Annotated in this window: 17 protein-coding genes; 5 read left to right on the top strand and 12 right to left on the bottom strand. The window is 54.8% G+C overall.

Going from position 1 to position 16658, the window contains the following annotated elements; translation table 11 throughout:
* Positions 1 to 122 precede the first annotated feature (122 nt).
* Positions 123 to 824 (top strand): TetR/AcrR family transcriptional regulator, encoded by a 702-nt coding sequence (locus JD108_RS03120; RefSeq protein ID WP_228728282.1) that lies wholly within the window; start codon positions 123 to 125, stop codon positions 822 to 824.
* Positions 825 to 891: 67 nt separating this feature from the next.
* On the opposite strand, the gene JD108_RS03115 is transcribed toward JD108_RS03120, so the two are convergent.
* The 4 genes from JD108_RS03115 to JD108_RS03100 form a co-directional block, all read right to left on the bottom strand.
* A complete protein-coding gene (locus JD108_RS03115) occupies positions 892 to 1410 on the bottom strand; it encodes a DUF2179 domain-containing protein (protein ID WP_198828522.1) in 519 nt (172 codons plus the stop codon).
* A 215-nt stretch (positions 1411 to 1625) separates the two neighbouring features.
* Positions 1626 to 2321 carry a heptaprenylglyceryl phosphate synthase gene (pcrB, locus tag JD108_RS03110; protein ID WP_198828521.1) on the bottom strand — a complete coding sequence of 232 codons (696 nt, stop codon included), beginning with the start codon at positions 2319 to 2321 and terminating at the stop codon, positions 1626 to 1628.
* 17 nt (positions 2322 to 2338) lie between these two features.
* Entirely contained in the window at positions 2339 to 2629 is a 291-nt protein-coding gene (locus JD108_RS03105) for a YerC/YecD family TrpR-related protein (RefSeq protein WP_198828520.1), read from the bottom strand.
* Positions 2630 to 2761: 132 nt separating this feature from the next.
* On the bottom strand, positions 2762 to 3814 hold the full coding sequence (locus JD108_RS03100) for a DUF3048 domain-containing protein (protein WP_228728281.1): 1053 nt from the start codon (positions 3812 to 3814) through the stop codon (positions 2762 to 2764).
* Positions 3815 to 3982: 168 nt separating this feature from the next.
* Between JD108_RS03100 and JD108_RS03095 the strand changes: the two genes are divergently transcribed.
* The 3 genes from JD108_RS03095 (at position 3983) to JD108_RS03085 (ending at position 7621) form a co-directional block, all read left to right on the top strand.
* Positions 3983 to 4690: a response regulator transcription factor gene (locus JD108_RS03095; RefSeq protein WP_198828518.1), complete on the top strand. Its 708-nt coding sequence runs from the start codon at positions 3983 to 3985 to the stop codon at positions 4688 to 4690.
* Positions 4687 to 6081 carry a sensor histidine kinase gene (locus tag JD108_RS03090; protein ID WP_198828517.1) on the top strand — a complete coding sequence of 465 codons (1395 nt, stop codon included), beginning with the start codon at positions 4687 to 4689 and terminating at the stop codon, positions 6079 to 6081. Before JD108_RS03095 ends, JD108_RS03090 begins: the two co-directional genes overlap by 4 nt.
* A gap of 313 nt (positions 6082 to 6394) precedes the next feature.
* Positions 6395 to 7621: a branched-chain amino acid ABC transporter substrate-binding protein gene (locus JD108_RS03085; protein ID WP_198828516.1), complete on the top strand. Its 1227-nt coding sequence runs from the start codon at positions 6395 to 6397 to the stop codon at positions 7619 to 7621.
* Between the two features lie 98 nt (positions 7622 to 7719).
* On the opposite strand, the gene JD108_RS03080 is transcribed toward JD108_RS03085, so the two are convergent.
* Genes JD108_RS03080 through JD108_RS03060 form a run of 5 tightly spaced genes read right to left on the bottom strand, consistent with a single transcriptional unit; the run spans position 7720 to position 12741 of the window.
* Complete coding sequence (locus JD108_RS03080) at positions 7720 to 8856, bottom strand: M20 family metallopeptidase (RefSeq protein WP_198828515.1); 1137 nt, start codon at positions 8854 to 8856, stop codon at positions 7720 to 7722.
* Positions 8857 to 8868: 12 nt separating this feature from the next.
* On the bottom strand, positions 8869 to 9669 hold the full coding sequence (locus JD108_RS03075; protein WP_198828514.1) for an ABC transporter permease: 801 nt from the start codon (positions 9667 to 9669) through the stop codon (positions 8869 to 8871).
* Positions 9666 to 10508, bottom strand: coding sequence for an ABC transporter permease (locus tag JD108_RS03070; protein ID WP_198828513.1), 843 nt, complete (start codon positions 10506 to 10508; stop codon positions 9666 to 9668). Before JD108_RS03070 ends, JD108_RS03075 begins: the two co-directional genes overlap by 4 nt.
* A gap of 2 nt (positions 10509 to 10510) precedes the next feature.
* Positions 10511 to 11608 (bottom strand): ABC transporter ATP-binding protein, encoded by a 1098-nt coding sequence (locus tag JD108_RS03065; RefSeq protein ID WP_198828512.1) that lies wholly within the window; start codon positions 11606 to 11608, stop codon positions 10511 to 10513.
* 8 nt (positions 11609 to 11616) lie between these two features.
* The gene (locus JD108_RS03060; protein WP_198828511.1) at positions 11617 to 12741 is read right to left on the bottom strand and encodes an ABC transporter substrate-binding protein; all 1125 of its coding nucleotides are present in this window, start codon (positions 12739 to 12741) and stop codon (positions 11617 to 11619) included.
* A gap of 200 nt (positions 12742 to 12941) precedes the next feature.
* Between JD108_RS03060 and JD108_RS03055 the strand changes: the two genes are divergently transcribed.
* The gene (locus tag JD108_RS03055; protein ID WP_198828510.1) at positions 12942 to 13715 is read left to right on the top strand and encodes an IclR family transcriptional regulator; all 774 of its coding nucleotides are present in this window, start codon (positions 12942 to 12944) and stop codon (positions 13713 to 13715) included.
* Between the two features lie 197 nt (positions 13716 to 13912).
* Here the strand turns inward: JD108_RS03055 and JD108_RS03050 are convergent, their stop codons facing one another.
* From JD108_RS03050 to pdxR, 3 genes are all read right to left on the bottom strand, one after another.
* Complete coding sequence (locus JD108_RS03050) at positions 13913 to 14230, bottom strand: AzlD domain-containing protein (protein ID WP_228728280.1); 318 nt, start codon at positions 14228 to 14230, stop codon at positions 13913 to 13915.
* Positions 14223 to 14906: an AzlC family ABC transporter permease gene (locus tag JD108_RS03045; RefSeq protein ID WP_198828509.1), complete on the bottom strand. Its 684-nt coding sequence runs from the start codon at positions 14904 to 14906 to the stop codon at positions 14223 to 14225. The genes JD108_RS03050 and JD108_RS03045 overlap by 8 nt, the downstream gene beginning before the upstream one ends.
* Positions 14907 to 14988: 82 nt before the next feature.
* On the bottom strand, positions 14989 to 16443 hold the full coding sequence (gene pdxR / locus JD108_RS03040) for a MocR-like pyridoxine biosynthesis transcription factor PdxR (RefSeq protein WP_198828508.1): 1455 nt from the start codon (positions 16441 to 16443) through the stop codon (positions 14989 to 14991).
* Positions 16444 to 16658: the final 215 nt, after the last annotated feature.

Here is a 16658-nt window from a genome sequence, read left to right as displayed (position 1 = left end):
TTATATTATCATGCTAGGTTATTTTCTCGCAATGGTTTATTTTTTGTGCCTTTCATAGTAAAATGAGAGGACTGTCAGCCGAACGGCTCCTCTGCACAAAACCGAGTGAAAGGTGATGTGATTTGAGTAAAAAGAAAGCGATCCAACTCAGCCGCATGTGGAAGTATTTTGTAGAGGCGACCGCCCAGATAATTCGGGAGGAAGGTATCGAGAACGTCACGATCCGCAAAATTGCCGATATCGCTGGTTACAACAGCGCTACGATTTATAACTACTTTAGCGAAATTTCCCATCTCGTCTTTTTTGCCTCGCTGAAATTCATGAAACAATACACCGAAGAGGTAGCCCAGGTATACAAAAGAAATGATCTGGCTCCCATGGAAAAGTACCTCCGGGCCTGGGAGCTGTTTTGCCAGCACTCCTTCCAAAACCCGAGCGTCTTTCATGCCGTTTTCATTGCCGATCTGGGCAGCCATCCGGAAGACTTGCTGAAGCATTACTACAGCGTCTACCCCTCCGAGATCATCGGCATTCCCGAAGAGATCAAACCGGTGATTCTCGAACATAACATCTCGAAGCGAGGACGGGTGATTCTGGAGTTTCTCGTCAAGGAAGGGCTCATGAAGGAAGAGAATGTAGATGCCATCAACGAGCTGACCATCATGATTTGGCAGGGGATGTTCACCACCTTCCTGAACAACCGCAGCACGTATGACCCCGAGGAAGCGACGCGAAAAATCATGCTCTACATTCGGGAAATTATGCGAAATGCCAATCATTTTTCATTTGCGGACGAGCCGCAGAGCGCCGACCTCTCCAGTTAAGCAAAAACAGCCAGCCGCCCACCCTCCATTGACGGTGTGCCGACTGGCTGTATCTCGTTTTGGATGATTAGCCGCGCAGGCGGTTTACCCAGAATCCGCCCTTCAACTGCTTCGGTTCAAAGGAAATGACAAAAGCCTTGGGAGCGATGCTGTAGATCAGCTTCCACAGCTTTTGCTCATTGCTCCGCTTGGTCAAGACCTGCATCACATGGCGATGGCCGTCTCTCCCCTCTGCCACCCACGAGGTTACCCCAAAGCCCTGTTCTCTCAATTTTATCTGCAAATCGCTGTTTACCGAATCGACGATCACCTGCAAAGTGACGTAACCGAGTGCCAGACGCTCCTCGATCTTGCTTCCCAGATAGACGCCCGTCCCCCATCCGAAGCAATAGGCTGCCAGATTGATCGGATTGTCCAGATTGTCCAGCACGATGGCCAAGCCCTTCAAGTAGACGAATACCTCCACCATCGCCAGCAAAGACGCGAGTACGCGATACCCCTTTATCACCATCAACATTCGCAGCGTAAAAAATGACACGTACAAAATGTTGATTCCGATGATGATCAAGATGATTTCATATCCCATGATTCTACCTCCACCCATAATGGATGCATGTTTATTTTTTAATCATGATTATAATATAATTCAACTTACTGGCAAAATCTATAATCGCGCCAACATAAATTTTTTCATAAAAAAATGATCAACACCGGTCTGGGACGATACGCAGTGTTGATCATCGGGTTGCAGATGAAACGAGATATCTACTTGTGCAAACGGCTCATTCGCCTGGCCGCTCCCTATCCACGGCTCCGCTTCGCAGCGTCCACGGTAGCAAGAGCGGCCTCTAGGTCTTCATAAATGACATTGCCGACGACGATCGTATCTGCGAGCGCCGCCATCTCCTCCGCCTGCGCTGCCGTGCGAATGCCGCCTCCGTAAAAGAGATGCGCTTCGCCCGCGCCGCTGCGGCAGGCCCGCACGATGTCCGGGTCGCCGTACATCCCGCTGTACTCCAGATAGACGATAGGCAGGCGGCAGATTTTCGCTGCTACCTGGGCATATGCCTTGGCCTCGGCCGGTCCTTCGATCGGGCGGGCGCGGGTGAGCTTGGCTACGCCTGCATCCGGATTGGCGATTAGATAGCCTTCCGTGATGATCTCGTCCCAATGGATGTACGATCCATAGGCCATCAGACCGCTCACGTGAGGGGTAAACAGCCAGTCCGCATCGCCTGCATTGATCACCAGCGGGACCAGATACGCATCGAAGCCAGGCACGACGGCCTCCAGCGAGGAGATCTCGAGAAGGGCCGGCACCGCAAAACGGCGGATACGGGACATCAGTTCCAGCGTATTGTCATAAGTCACGCCGTAGGTTCCGCCCACGATGATCGCATCCGTCCCCGATTCGCACAGGGCTTCCAGGGCGTCGTCATCGATGGTTTTGTCCGGATCCAGTTTGAAGGTATGACGCCAACTGCGATAGTCAATCAAGACGGTAAGCCTCCTGCCTATTTCCCGATCCGCTCAAGCGCCAGTTGGTATCCGTCATTGCCGTAGTTGAGGCAGCGCTTGACGCGCGAGATGGTCGCTGTGCTGGCTCCCGTCTCTGCTTCGATCTGATTATACGTAAAGCCTTTGCGCAGCATGCGCGCAACTTCCAGACGCTGTGCCAGCGACTGCATTTCATTCACGGTGCAGAGGTCGTCGAAGAAGCGGTAGCACTCCTCCATCGTCTCCAGGGAAAGCACGGCCTCGAACAGCTGCTCAATTCCTTTGCCTTTTAACTTTTCCAATTGCATCAGGATCACCCCATCGGCTCTTATAGGGAAATTTTCTTGAAGTTTTTTCGCTGTAAAATTTTCAAGCGTTAAAGCTAACAAGATAATCTTAGGTGAAACGCGGTCTCCCTGCAAGCCCTTTCTTTCTCTCTTTTATTCAAAATGGAGATATTTGGTCATCTCTGGCGCGTTTGGAACGATGGCTACCCAGGTGTTCCCCCGAAGCAGCGGCAATTCTTTGGTAAGCGCGGCATCTTCGTAGGCGCGGATCACACCGTTGCTCCGCTTCCATTTGATCTTTTTGGCCTTGCCCTGCTGGAACAGGTAGCCGTCCCCTGGTCCGACGACGTCCACTTGTCTGCGGCCCACATTATCCAGGACGCGGTGTCTGGATGCGATCACCAGCAGATTGGTGGCCGACAGCTGTTCGTTGGTCGTCAGATCGAGATGGGGTTTGCCTGCAGTGGTGCGCATGTATTTTTTCTGTTCCGGATCGTAGACGTACCCGGCTTTATTCAGGGGATGAAACGACAGATCGATTTTGGTTGCCGGCTCGCCTTCCGTGATGACGGCATCCTCCGGCAAGAACGGGAAATACGGCAATTCGCCTGTCATGCGGATGCCCTTGTCCAGCATCGCCTGTTCGATCAGCTCCGGCTTGGTATAGAGGTTGTGCGGGGCCACGCGGAATTTTTCCCGCCAGAAATATTTGCCGTTGGGGATTTCGTCCAAGTGGCTGTAATCGGAGCGGGCCAAGGTGCTCAAGGCATCAGGGCTGCCTCCTGCGTGCACCAGCATGGCGTCCAGACCTGCGCCAATCTGGATGAAATAGGGGCGTATGCTGCGAACCGGACCGATCACCTCGGGCTTTTGGCTGTGGAAAATCGCGAGAAAGCGGGTCATCTCCCCTTCTGACAGCACTTCGTACACCAGGTCTGCCTTGTTGAGGCCGGACTGAGGGCGGGCTTCCGGCGCGTTGTTGATCATGACCATGATCGGCCGCTGGTCCAGTCTCTCCTGACTGCCCAGGCCGGTAAAAGGTGCCGTATACGGGTATTGCGGCGGCTGTTCTGCCACAGGAGGGGTCTCGACGATGGGAGCGGGCGGCTGCTCGGGCTGCGGCATGGTGTCGGCAGGCTTGGGCGAGCAGGCTGCGAGCAGCGCCAAGGTTAGCAACATCAGAGTTCGGGTTATGCGTCTTTGCATGAAAGCGCTCCTTTCCGTTTTTCTTCCGCACCCTCTTTTTTTCTCTGAAAAGGAAAGAGAATCCTGCTTCCACATCTTTTCCACGATTCTCATACCCTGCTGCCACACATCCCCCGCTCGCGTGTGCTACAATTTACGTAAACACAGATGAAAAGCGAGGAATGCTGTATGCAAACGCCCTACCTCGTCTATCTGGTAGATGACGAAACCTCTCTTTTGGAGCTTTTGCAATCATATCTGCAAAACGCCGGCTTCCAGGTCCGCGCCTTTCGCAGCGGCGCGGAGGTGCTTCCCGTCCTGGAAGAGCCGGAGCAACCACATATATGGATACTGGACATCATGCTCCCGGACATCGACGGCTACGAGCTGCTCCGGCTGATCCGCAGCAAGTCGGACGTACCGATCGTCTTCATCTCGGCCCGGGATCAGGATATGGACAAAATCATCGGATTGGAGCTGGGTAGCGACGACTACCTGGCCAAGCCGTTTTTGCCCCGCGAGCTGGTCATCCGCGTACAGAAGCTGCTGCAGCGCACCTACGAAAAAGGCGGGATGCTCTCGCCCGCACCGGCTCCGTCCTCCTATCAGGATTGGGTGACGGTCGGGCCGTACCAGATCTCGGAAAAAGGACGGCAGGTTAAGGAAGGCGAGCAGCAGATCGAGCTGACCACTAAAGAGTTCGAGCTGATCGTCTATCTCCTCCACAATCAGGGATTGGCCCTGAACCGGGAGCAGATCCTGACCGCCATCTGGGGAGAAGATTACATCGGATCAGACCGGGCGGTGGATGATCTGGTGAAGCGCATTCGGAAAAAAATGCCCAAATTTCCGCTGGAAACAGTCTACGGATTTGGCTACAGGATGACCCGCACATGAACCGATTCCGCCTGAAAAACCTGCCGCTCTCCCGGCAGATCCTGATTCTGTTCATGCTCCTGACCAGCGTGCTCGGTATTGGTGTCGGGATTGTCTTTCCGCTCGCGGTCAAGCAGTACCTGGTCAACAATACCTACCAGCTGTTGGAGCAGGAATTCTACACCTTGTCCGACCACATCTCGTTTAATGAACATAACGAGCTGCTTCCGGTCCCGGCCGCCGCGCCTTACTTTTTGCAGGTGCTCCTGTCGCGGTATCAGTACTCCTTTGACATGATCGTCTATTCGGCTGACGGCGTACCGCTGGGCAGCCGCATCACGGAGCGCATCTCCTATAAGGACGAGGCCGCTCTCTACCGCCTCGCCTCCTCCTACAATCGCGGCCAGGTGCAGCATGGCACGCTGGAGCGCGGCGGCGAGGACTATCTCTTCGTCAGCAAGCTGATGGACTACCACGGCTTTCCCTACTATCTGGTCCTCTTTTCCAAGGAGCGGGAGCTGAACCAGATCGGTGCGCTTCTCACCCGGCAATTCCTGTTGATCTTCGTCGTTCTGCTGGCGAGCAGCTGGCTGCTCGCCGTCTGGTTCAGCCGCTATCTAAGCAAACCGCTCCGCTCGCTGGATGAGTCCTGCCAGAAAATCGCCAAGCGCCAGTTCGACACGCCGCTCACGCTGGACCGCGAGGATGAGATCGGCCAGCTGGCCCGCTCCTTCGAGTCGATGAAGCACCAGCTCAAAGATCATGACGAATCGCAGCGCCGCTTCGTGCAAAACATCTCCCATGAGCTGAAGACCCCGATCATGGCGATACAGGGCTACACCCAAGGCTTGCTCGAAGGCGTCTTCCAAGGTCCGCAGGCGGAGAAAGGCTTGCAGATTATCATGCAGGAGAGCAAACGGCTGGAAAAAGTAGTGGGGCAGCTCCTCTATCTGACCAAGATCGAATCCGTCTCCGAAATGATGCAGATGGGGAGAGTCGATCTGACGGAGCTGTTTCACCTGCTGGAGCAGCGGCTCTCCGTGCTCAACCCGGAGATCGCCTGGGATATGGCCCTCCCCGACCATCTGATCCTGGAGGGCGACGGCGAACAGCTGAGCACGGCTTTTGTCAATATCCTGGAAAATCAACTGCGCTATGCCGAGAGCCGCCTGGCGGTGACTGCTTCCGAGGGGCAGGACAAAGCGGTCATTACCATCGCCAATGACGGTCCGCCGATCGAGGAAGCGCTCCTCCCCCATCTGTTCCAGCGCTTCCGCAAAGGAAAATCGGGCAAGCACGGACTTGGCCTCGCGATTGCACGCGCTGTCTTTGAGGCGCACGGAGGGAGTATCTCCGTACGCAATGAACCGGATGGCCCTTCCTTTACCATCACCCTCCCGCTCAAGCGATAGCGCATTCCAAACGGCCCTGGACTTTGTTTCCAGGGCCGTTCCCTTTCCGCCCCAAAAGAAGTTCATCTATTCTGAAAATAGCCCCGCGGGGATCTTTTCATTTCCATGTGACCGTACGAAAAAGAGCGGCTGTCTCTAGATAAACAGACGATGCAAGGCAACTGCGATTCCAAAAGCGGGAAGAAAAGGAACAAAATATTTTATCGTTCTAAATTTATTTATATTCATACTAAAAAGAATATTCATTGACGCAACCGCCCTCAATTGATATGTTAATAGCAAAAATATTATCAATAAAATTGTGGGGGTCATCATGAACAAAAAGAACAAGCTTTTTTTCCTGTCCACCCTGCTGGTTGGCGCTCTGGTCACAGGTTGCGGCGCAGGCAACAGCAGCAGCACTGGCGGCGGAAGTTCCACACCGGCGCCTTCTGCCAACAGCGGCTCTGAAAGCGCTGCCACTACCGTGATTAAGATCGCGACCCAAAGCCCGCTCTCCGGTCCGCAATCCCTTGAAGGCGAAGGCATCAAGCTGGGTGCGCAAATGGCTGTCGCCGACCGTGCCGAGGACTTCAAAAAACTGGGCTTTGAGATCCAGCTCTTCCCGCAGGACGACCAGGCTGACCCGAAAATCGGCGTCTCCAATGCGGAAATGCTGATTTCCGATCAAGACGTAATGGCCGTCATCGGTCACTACAACACAGGCGTCGCCATCCCCTCTTCCGTCAAATACGAAGAAGGACAGCTGGCCATGATCTCTCCGGCCAATACAGGCGTCGAACTGACTGAGGCCGGCAAAAAGACCGTAAACCGCCTCGTGGCACGCAACGACCAAATCGCTCCAGCTGCGGCGAAATACGCCAAGGAAAAGATGGGCGTGACATCCGTATACCTCGCGCATGACAAGACCGCCTACGGCCAAGGTCTGACGGACGAAGTGCGCAAAGCCTTCCAGGACCTGGGCGTGACGGAGCTGGGATACGAAGGGATCACCGCTGGCGAAAAAGATTACAGCGCCATCGTCAACCAGTTGGTAGCGAAGAAGCCTGACCTCGTCTTCTTCGGCGGCATGTACGCCGAGATGGGCATTATCGCCAAGCAGGCTCGCGACAAAGGTTTCGCCGGCAAATTTATGGGCGGTGAAGGTCTGGAGTCGGCCGACATCTACAAAATCGCCGGCCCTGCTGCAGAAGGAATCGTCTATGCTACCGTGGTTAGCGACATCCGCTCCCAGGAGCAAGGCCAAAAATGGATCGAAAAGTTCAAGGAGTCCTTTAAAAAGGATCCGGGCGCATTCTCTCCTTTCGCTTATGACGCCACGCTGGTCGCCCTGAATGGACTGGAAAAAGCGATCCAGGAAAACGGCGGCAAGAAGCCGACGCGCGAGCAAGTGATGAATGCGATCCGCGCGACAAACGAATTCAGCGGTCTGTTTACCAAGGTCACTTTTGACGAAAAGGGTGACAACAAGCACTCCCAAGTCTACATCTACCAATACGGCAAGGATAAAGCCGAGTTCATGGGCGATGCCGGAAATTAAAGATACAGATGGAAAAGCACCTCTCTTTTGCATAAAAGATGAGGTGCTTTTCTGATGGTTCCGACTATATTACGATGTTTCAGAACTGATTTTCCCTGTCAACACTCTTCGATTAACCGAGCGAGCAATGCCCCGCGAACGGCCAGCTGGTCGAGCTCGATAAACTCCTGCGGCGAGTGAGCAAAACCGCCTTTTGCCCCCATCCCGTCCAAAGTCGGAACACCGCAGGCTGCGGCAAAATTGCCGTCGCTCACCCCGCCGGTTCCCGATTCCTCCAGGTCGAACCCCAGCTCCTCCCGCGCGATGCCTTGGGCGAGCGTGAAGAGAGTGCCAATTTTCTCGGTTCGCTCCATCGGCGGACGGCGGATGCCTCCGGTCACGGTCATGCTAGTGCCGGGCAGGCTCGGCTGAAGCGAGTGGAAAAGCTGTTCGATCCGGTGCGCCTCGCCCAGTGTCATCACCCGCACATCGACTTCTGCCTCGGCGTAGTCCGCTACGACATTGGAGCCGATTCCTCCTTTGACCAGACCGACATTCACCGTCGTCCCCGCCTGGTAATCCGTCAGGGTGTGCAGATATTGAATGAGCCGGGACATCTCCTCGATCGCCGACACGCCCTTTTTATGATCGACACCAGCGTGGGAAGAGACGCCGTGCACGCAAATCCGAAAGTGGGCGCTCCCCTTTCGCCAGGTCTTCAAGGCGCCGTTCGGCTCCGTCGGCGGCTCCAGGACGAAGCAGGCCTTGGCCTCTCGGGCTTCGCGCTCCACCAGCCAGCGTGAGGAGGGACTGCCGATCTCCTCGTCGCTGTTTAAGAGGAGCACGACCTGCTTATCCTCTGGAAAACGACCCAGCTCCCGCAAAGCTCGTAGTCCCCAAATCGCTTGCAGGACACCTGCCTTCATGTCGTAGACACCAGGCCCGTAGGCTCTGCCGTCCCGCACCGCAAAGGGCCTCCGCGCCGATTCTCCTTCCGGCCAGACGGTATCGTAGTGACCGATCATCAGCACGCGGCGATGCCCCGTACCGAGGACACAGCGCACCTGATCGCCATACTGCTCATTGGCGATGCGCTCGGCCTGTCCCCCGGTCAGCTGGACGAACCGTTCCATGAACCAGTCAGCCATCCGGTTCCCCAGTTCTCTGTGACGTGAAGGCGAATCCATATTGACACACTGCTCCAAATCCTTGAGCAGTTGTGGTTGATGCTGTAGCAAATAAGTGTGAATGAACATTGTGCCTCTTCCTTAGTGGGATTGAGAATTTAGTCCGAACAACCGATCCAGCCCGTATACCTTTTCGAGTAGGACAATAAACACAAGACTCAGCAGGATAACCACCGCCGAGATCGAAGCGACTAGCGGGTCAAGCGTCTCCTGCATGTAAGTGAAAATAGCCAACGGCAGCGTCGTGGTATCGGGCGCCACTAAAAAGAGGGATACCGTCACGTTGTCAAAGGAGGTCAAAAAGGAAAAGATCATCCCTGACACGATGGCGGGCCGAAGCAGCGGCAAGGTAATATCCCAAAATACGCGGAGCGGACTTGCTCCCAGCATGTACCCTGCCTTTTCGAGTGTATAGTCAAACGTGCTGAGACCCGTCAAAACCAGTCGCACCACATACGGTATCGAAATCAGGATGTGTGCCAGGAGCAGCCCGGTAAACGTGCCGGCGATCCCGATCCGGGTAAAGAACAACAATGCTGCAATCCCGATAATCAGCGAAGGGACAGTCAGCGGGGACAGCAGCAGGCCGTTGACGATGCCGCTGCCGCGAAACTTGTACTTGTGCAAGGCCATCGCCGCCAGTGTGCCCACCAGTGTTGCCAGAACCGCCGTAATCGTCGCCAGCTTGACGCTAAACCAGAAAGATTCAATAAATTCCGGCCGGTCGAGGATCATTGTGTACCATTGCCAGGAAAAACCTTCTGGCGGGAAAGACAGGTAGCCGGCTGCCGTAAACGAACTGGGGATGATGACCAGAAACGGCAGGTTGACCAGGATCAGTACGAGAAAGGTGACGAGACCGAGGGGATGTAATTTTCTCATGACGCAAACACCTCTTTGTACCGCTTGGTTTCAATCAACCTCGAGTAGAGGGTCACCAGCAGAATCGTGCTGCCCAACAGCAGGAAGGCCAGTGCCGCCCCGAGCGGCCAATTTAATGTAGACATGATCTGTTCATAGGCGATCACCGGCATCACTTTCACCGAGGTTCCCCCCATTAGCGCCGGCGTGACAAAGGCGCTCATCGACAAGCTGAACACCAAAGTGGTCCCGGCGATGATCCCCGGCAAACTCAGCGGAAGTGTCACCGTTAAAAAGATGCGCGTCCGGGATGCGCCCAAAATGGAAGCCGCTTTGGAAAGAGACGGATCGATGGCATACAGGCTGGTCGCAATCGCCAGCACCATGTAGGCGATAAACGCATCAGTCAGGCCGATCACCACGCCCAGTTCGTTGTACAGTAGCCGCAGCGGCTCCTGGATCCATCCAATTTTGAGCAGCAATTCGTTGATCCAGCCTTTGTCCCCCAGTACGACCACCCAGCCAAAATTGCGAATGACGACGCTGATCAGATGAGGAGCCAAGATCAGCATCGTGACGATGCCCCTCATCTTTCCGCTCGCTTGGGCCATGTACATTGCTACCGGAAAACCAAGCACCAGTGTACAAAGAACGGTCCAGAGGCTGACGCGAATGGTTCGCCACATGATTTCGGCGTAAAACGGGTCTTTGACAAACAGCAGGTAGTTTTCCAGGCTGAAGGCTTGCGCGTCGTTTTGAAAGCTCAGCAGAAGCATCATCAGCATCGGCAGGATAAAGACACCGAGCAGCACGATCATACTCGGAGCCGTGAGCAGGATAACAGGCAGCTTCTTGTTCATCGTCATCCCCTCTCTACCGGCATGACCAGTACATCTTCCGGCTCCCAGCTGCACGAAATGGCCTTTTCCGGAGAAAACGACATGCCTTTTTCCAGTTTTTGCACTTTGACGGACATGCTGTGACCTTTGAGCGTCACATCACACTCCGTGTACGAGCCCAAAAACGAGCTGATTCGCAGCTTGCCGTTTGCCCGATTGGCTCCCTCCTCCACCGGTTGGTCCGAGAGCCCGATTTTTTCCGGACGGATAAAGACGACGGTCTTTTGCCCGGGAGCAAATGCATAGCGGCCCCCTCCTCTTGCTTCGATGAGCAGACCGCCATCTGTTTTAACAAACAAAGCGTCTCCCTCGATGCCGGCCACTTCTCCCTCCAGCCGGTTGGTCTTCCCGATAAAGGTATGGACAAATTCAGAAGCGGGCCGATTGTAGATATCCTCGGGTGTGCCGATCTGCTCCACGAAGCCATGATTCAACACAACAATCCGATCCGACAGGGACAGCGCCTCTTCCTGATCATGGGTGACAAAAATCGTCGTGACGCCAATCTCCTGATGCAGCCGCTTCAGCTCATCGCGCAGCTCTTCCCGCAGCTTCGCGTCGAGGTTGCTCAGCGGCTCGTCCAACAGCAGCAGCGACGGCTCGATCACGAGCGCGCGGGCGATGGCGATCCGTTGACGCTGCCCGCCGGAGAGCTGCTTCGGGTAGCGGTCGGCCACGTGCGGCAGCTTCACGAGCTCCAGCACCCGTTTTACCCGCTCCTGGATTTCCGCTTTGCTGAGCTTTCTGAGCTTCAGCCCGTAAGCGACGTTCTCCGCGACGGTCATGTGCGGGAAAAGGGAGTAGGTCTGGAACACCATCCCCAGCTCCCGTTTGTAAGGAGGGACGCCATTCATGCGTTGTCCCTTGATGAGCAGATCGCCGCCGTCCGGCTCCAGAAAACCGGCGATCATGTTCAGCGTGGTCGTTTTCCCGCAACCCGACGGCCCTAGAAACGAGACGAACTCTCCCTGCTCGACCTGCAGGTTGAAGTCTTGAACCACGATATTGTTCTGAAACTTCTTCATGATGCTGCGCAGTTCGACATCAATCACCTTGCTCAATGGGTCACCTACTTTCCTGTGATGGGTGCGATTTCCTTGTTGAAGCGATCCAGCCATCCGGCCATTTCCTTGCCGATGACATCGTAATCGAAGTTGACGACCTTGCTGCGATCAAACTCCAGCGTCTTCGCTACATCGTCAGGCAGTTTCACCGATGTGGCCGGGTTGTAGTACAGCTTGGTCGCATACATGGTCTGCACTTCATCGCTCAGCAAAAAGTCGATGAAAGCCTTGGCCGCATTCGGATGCTTGGCTCCTTTGACCAGGGTCGCTACGTTTGGCACGATATTTCCGCCCTCTTCCGGGAAGACGAACTCCAGCGGCAAGCCGGCTTCTTTTTGGGTCAGGCTGCGAGCCATGGTCCAGGTGGTGTAAGCAGCGCTCTTGCTTTGCAGATTTTGCTGCAGCTGTGCGGCGCTCTTGGCAAAGGTAGGCATGTAGCCCGCAATCGTTTTCATTTTCTCAAAACCAGGCTCGATGTTTTTCTCGGAACCTCCGTTAGCGTACGCCAGCATGATCATCGCGGAACGTCCGAAGTTGCTCGCTACGTCCGTCATCGTGATGTTTCCTTTCACCTCAGGCTTGGCCAGGTCATTCCAAGATGTCGGAACGGGCAGGTTCCTCTCTTTTACCAACTCGCTGTTATAGGAGATCCCCATCGGCGTAAAGTTTACGGTGACACCGCTGTCATCCGTCACTTTCAAGTCATCCGGAACATTTTTCATATTCGGGATATCACTCTCAGATAACGTCTCCCAAAGGCCTTCTTGACGGCCTTTGTCCTGTTCTCCGCCCTCAATGACCGTCAAATCGATCTGGGGGGAATTTTTTTGTGCTTTCACTTTGGCGACAATCTCCGTCGAAACGCCAGAGACATAGGTCAGCTTTACATTGGGGTACTTTTCATTGAACTTCTTAAAAATCTCATCCTTCATCAGCTTTTCAACCGTCGCCCCATTGCCGGCGATAACCAGGCTGTCCTCCAGCTGTGCGGCAGCTTGTCCGCCATCTTTGTTCTCTGCCGGCTGGCTCGGTGCCGATGGCTGCGGCGCGGAACTGGACGATCCACAGCCCGCGAGCAGTGATCCTGTCAAAGCGAGAATTGAGAGTACAGATAGGGCTTTCTTTTTCACTTTTCTTCATCCCCCGTATCACACATTATTGTTCACGAATAGAGAACGATGTTTACTATTCGAGAACGATGGTGTTATAATAGCACAAAGAAACTGACTATTCAAGGTAGTTGCACTAGATAAATGATTCCCTCATATTTCTTTTCGATCGCCGCTATTTGTGGTAGACTACATCGGATGCCTGTTACGGAGGAGTGCATATGGATCAGTATTTGTCTTCCGTTCGAAACGGATGCAAGCTCTTAAAAATCTTCCTGGACTCACCGCAGGAGATCGGGGTTACCGAGTTAAGCAAAAAGCTGCAGCTATCCAAAGGAGCTGTGCATAAGCTCCTGATGACGCTGGAGTCGGAGGGGTTTATTCGGAAAAATGAAAAAACCAAACAGTATACGCTTGGATACACTTTATTGGAGTTGGGCAACAAGGTGTTGCAAAATCACGACATCGTGGACTTTTCCAATCCCTACCTCCATCGCTTGCTAGCCCGCACTCAGGAGCTGGTCGTCCTCTGCTTGCAAGACGCCAAAGACGCCATCTATGTCAGCAAGCTGGATTCCCCTCATCCGATACGCTTTACGATTGGAACCTATCGCCGTTTCCCCCTGTATTCCACCTCTGCCTCCCGCGTACTTCTGGCTTATCGCTCGGCAGCGTTTCAGGATGAAATCCTGCAGCAAGAGATCAAAACGTATACCCCGCATTCCTTTACGACGGTCGAGGAGATTAAGCAAAATCTGCGTCTTATTCGCGAGCGCGGCTATGAATTCAGCTCCAACCGCCGTAACGAGGGCGTGACCGGCATGGCCGCACCGATCTTTGATTCTACGGGAGAAGTCGTCGCCTCCGTCGGGGTGATCGGGCCATCCGATCGCGTGCTTCCTCAGCAGAAGATGATTTTGGAGGAATTGCTACAGACCGTCCAAGAGATGTCGACAGAGCTCGGCTACCGGAACCAAGCAGATAAACCAGTCTAATATTGGGGCTGGTTTTTTTGCTGTCCGTTTTCTCCTGGAGAGATACTAGGAGTATGCAATGGCAAGATAGCGCATGGCTGATTTATTTGACGGCAGTTAGGAGCATCATGTACCGAACCGAGGAGGTGTGAAGATAACGAAAAAGCAGGTGTTACAAAAGGTTTCCCCCTGTAACACCTGCTTATTCTGCTTTTCGTCTACAGACCAAAGAGATACCGCCAGCCAATCAGCACGGCAACTCCCGCGAGCAGCGCCCAGACGATCTGCTTCCTCCACACTCCCACGGATAAGGCAATGACACCGGCTACCAGATACTCAGGACTCCACTGTCCCTCTCTTAGATGAAACAGAATCGGCGGCACCGTAAGCGAACTGAAAACGCCCACGGGAACCATCGCCAGCCCTCTTTTCAACCAATCGGGAACCGACCAGCGGGAGCTGATCAGCAGCATGGGGAACCGGGTCAGATAGGTAATCAGCGCCATCAGCAAAATGATGATGATCATATTATCCATCCCGCTTCACCGCCCCGATGATGACAGCTGTAAGCGTCCCCGCAATGACCCCGGCCGTTCCGCCGCCGAGCCAATAGGCCAGACAAGCGGCGACAGAGGCGGCAACTGCTACTTTACCATGAAAAGACGAGAGGAGGTTGACCGCCAAAAACCCCAAAAACGTCGCGATAAAGGCAAAATCGAGGCCAAATGCCTCCGTCTGAGTAAATACCGCCCCAAACCACGCGCCGGCCAGTGTGCTCGCATTCCAAATGAGATAATCCACGATGCTGGCTCCCGCAAAGAAAGGAAGACTCGGCTTGTTTCCGGAGGCGAGGTAGGTCACTTTTAAGGCGTAGGTCTCGTCATTCAGGGTAGCGCCCATCAGCGAGAGCTTCCACGGGGGAGTCTGGCGAAAATACGGCCCGAGCGACAGCCCGTACAACAGATGCCGGGCGTTCAACAAAGCCGTGGAGAGCAAAATCGGCCAGCCCACGATGCCTTGTGAAATCAAGCCCACGGCAGCAAATTGCGAGGAACCTGCGTTTACGAGCAGTGAAAATAATAGCGCTTCTGTGATCCCAAGTCCTGCCTGACGGGCCAGAATGCCAAATACTAGGCCGTCGATGATGCCCGCCGACGCAACGGGAATGATCTGTTTCATCCCTTGAATAAACGAATATTTTGATGAGTGCAAAGATTCTCCCTCCTGACCATTCCCACTCTATCGCTGTCGGTCCCTTTTTGTCAATCGCCGTGAACGACTGCCCGATCCAGCATTACCCAGACCCCAGATACGGCGTCCACACCTGGGCCAACAGCCGAATCCCCTCCTCGATTTCTGCTAGCGAGAGGCCGCCAAAACCGAATTGAAACGCCGGAGGCTGTTCCGCGGGAGAGGTGAGCCATTTTTTCGTCGTCGGGTAGACGCGGATACCTGCCGACAGCGCACGGCTGGCCAGCTCCTCTGGGGTGAGTGCTGACGGGACCTCCACGGTCATCGAGAGACCCGCATTCTGCCCCTTGATGCGGACTCGCTGCCCGAAAGCGGCCTGCAGGCTGCTCAGCATCGCTTGATGCTTTCTGCCGTATATCGTGCGCATTCTGCGGATATGCCGCTCCCATTGGCCGCTTTTCATAAACAGAGCGAGCGTCTCTTGATGGATGCGCGAGCAGGATTGATCGTACTCGCTTAGCTGCTCCTGGTAGACCCGAAGCAGTTCGGGGGGCAGCACCATATAGCTGATCCGAATGGAAGGCAAGAGAGATTTGGAGAAGGTGCCCAGATAAATCACCCTGCCAGCCTGATCCATGCCTTGCAGGGAGGGAATCGGTTTGCTCTGATAGCGAAACTCGCCGTCATAATCGTCCTCGATGATGTACGCCCCTGTTCGGGCCGCCCATTGCAGCAGTCTCGTTCGCTTTGCATAAGGCATGACGGCCCCCGTCGGCTCCTGATGAGAGGGCGTGATGTAGACCAGCGGTGCCTCGCTCTCCTCCAGGGCATCCAAGCGGATCCCGTCTTCCTCCAAGGGAATCGGGATGATGGGAAAGCCATGCTGCTGAAAAACGACCCGCACACCGTTATACCCCGGCTCCTCCATGGCGACCACAGGCCGATCCAGGCGAAATAGGCAGCATAGCAGATGGATCAGAAGCTGGGTACCTGCGCCCAGGACGACCGCGTCCGTACTCGCATGCACCCCCCGGGCTTTTTGCAAGTAGGCAGCGATCTGTTCACGCAGCACCGGCTCTCCCTGCGGGTCCCCGTAGTAGAGAATCTCCCGGTTCTCCAGCTGCATGCACTGGTTGCTGTACCTGCGCCAGAGGTCATAGGGAAAGTGCCGGGCGTCGACACGGGCTTGGTGAAAATCATAGCGGATCGGCACAATCTGCTCTCCGTGGGCGTCCGGTTTTGTACCGGCCCGCTGTGTCGATGGGAGAAACGGTACCGACCGTGCACGCGGTTCCGCCCCGACGATCTCCTCCTCCCACTCCACCACATAAAAACCGCTTCGCTCCCTGCTTTCGATATACCCTTCGGCCAGAAGCTGGTGATAAGCAGTCTCCACGGTTGTTTTACTCAGCAGCAGGCTTTGGCTCAACGCCCGGACTGCCGGCAGTCTTGTCCCCGGCGGTATGCGCCTGCTTTGGATTTCTTCGCGAAAATACTGGTAGAGCTGCTGATAGAGCGGACCCGCTCCGTCTCTCATCCAATGGGGGTGAATGTCCATCCTGCCCTCCCTTTTGACCTGTTCGTTTTTTAGAAATATGCATATATTCTCGTGGTCAAACATTCGTTCTTTCTCCCCATCCTAGCAAAAAAGATGACATTGCCCAAGAGGAGTCCTCGAATCCTCCTCGAGCCCTGTCTGTCGTCCGGGGCCGCTATTCCGCTGGGCGGGGGCTCCCCAGTCGCTCGCAGGGGAGCATGATTCTTCTGCGAGCC

This window comes from Brevibacillus composti (assembly GCF_016406105.1).
Classification (GTDB): domain Bacteria; phylum Bacillota; class Bacilli; order Brevibacillales; family Brevibacillaceae; genus Brevibacillus; species Brevibacillus composti.
Note: the sequence above shows the minus strand (reverse complement) of the source record. Positions and strands in the feature narration are given on the sequence as shown.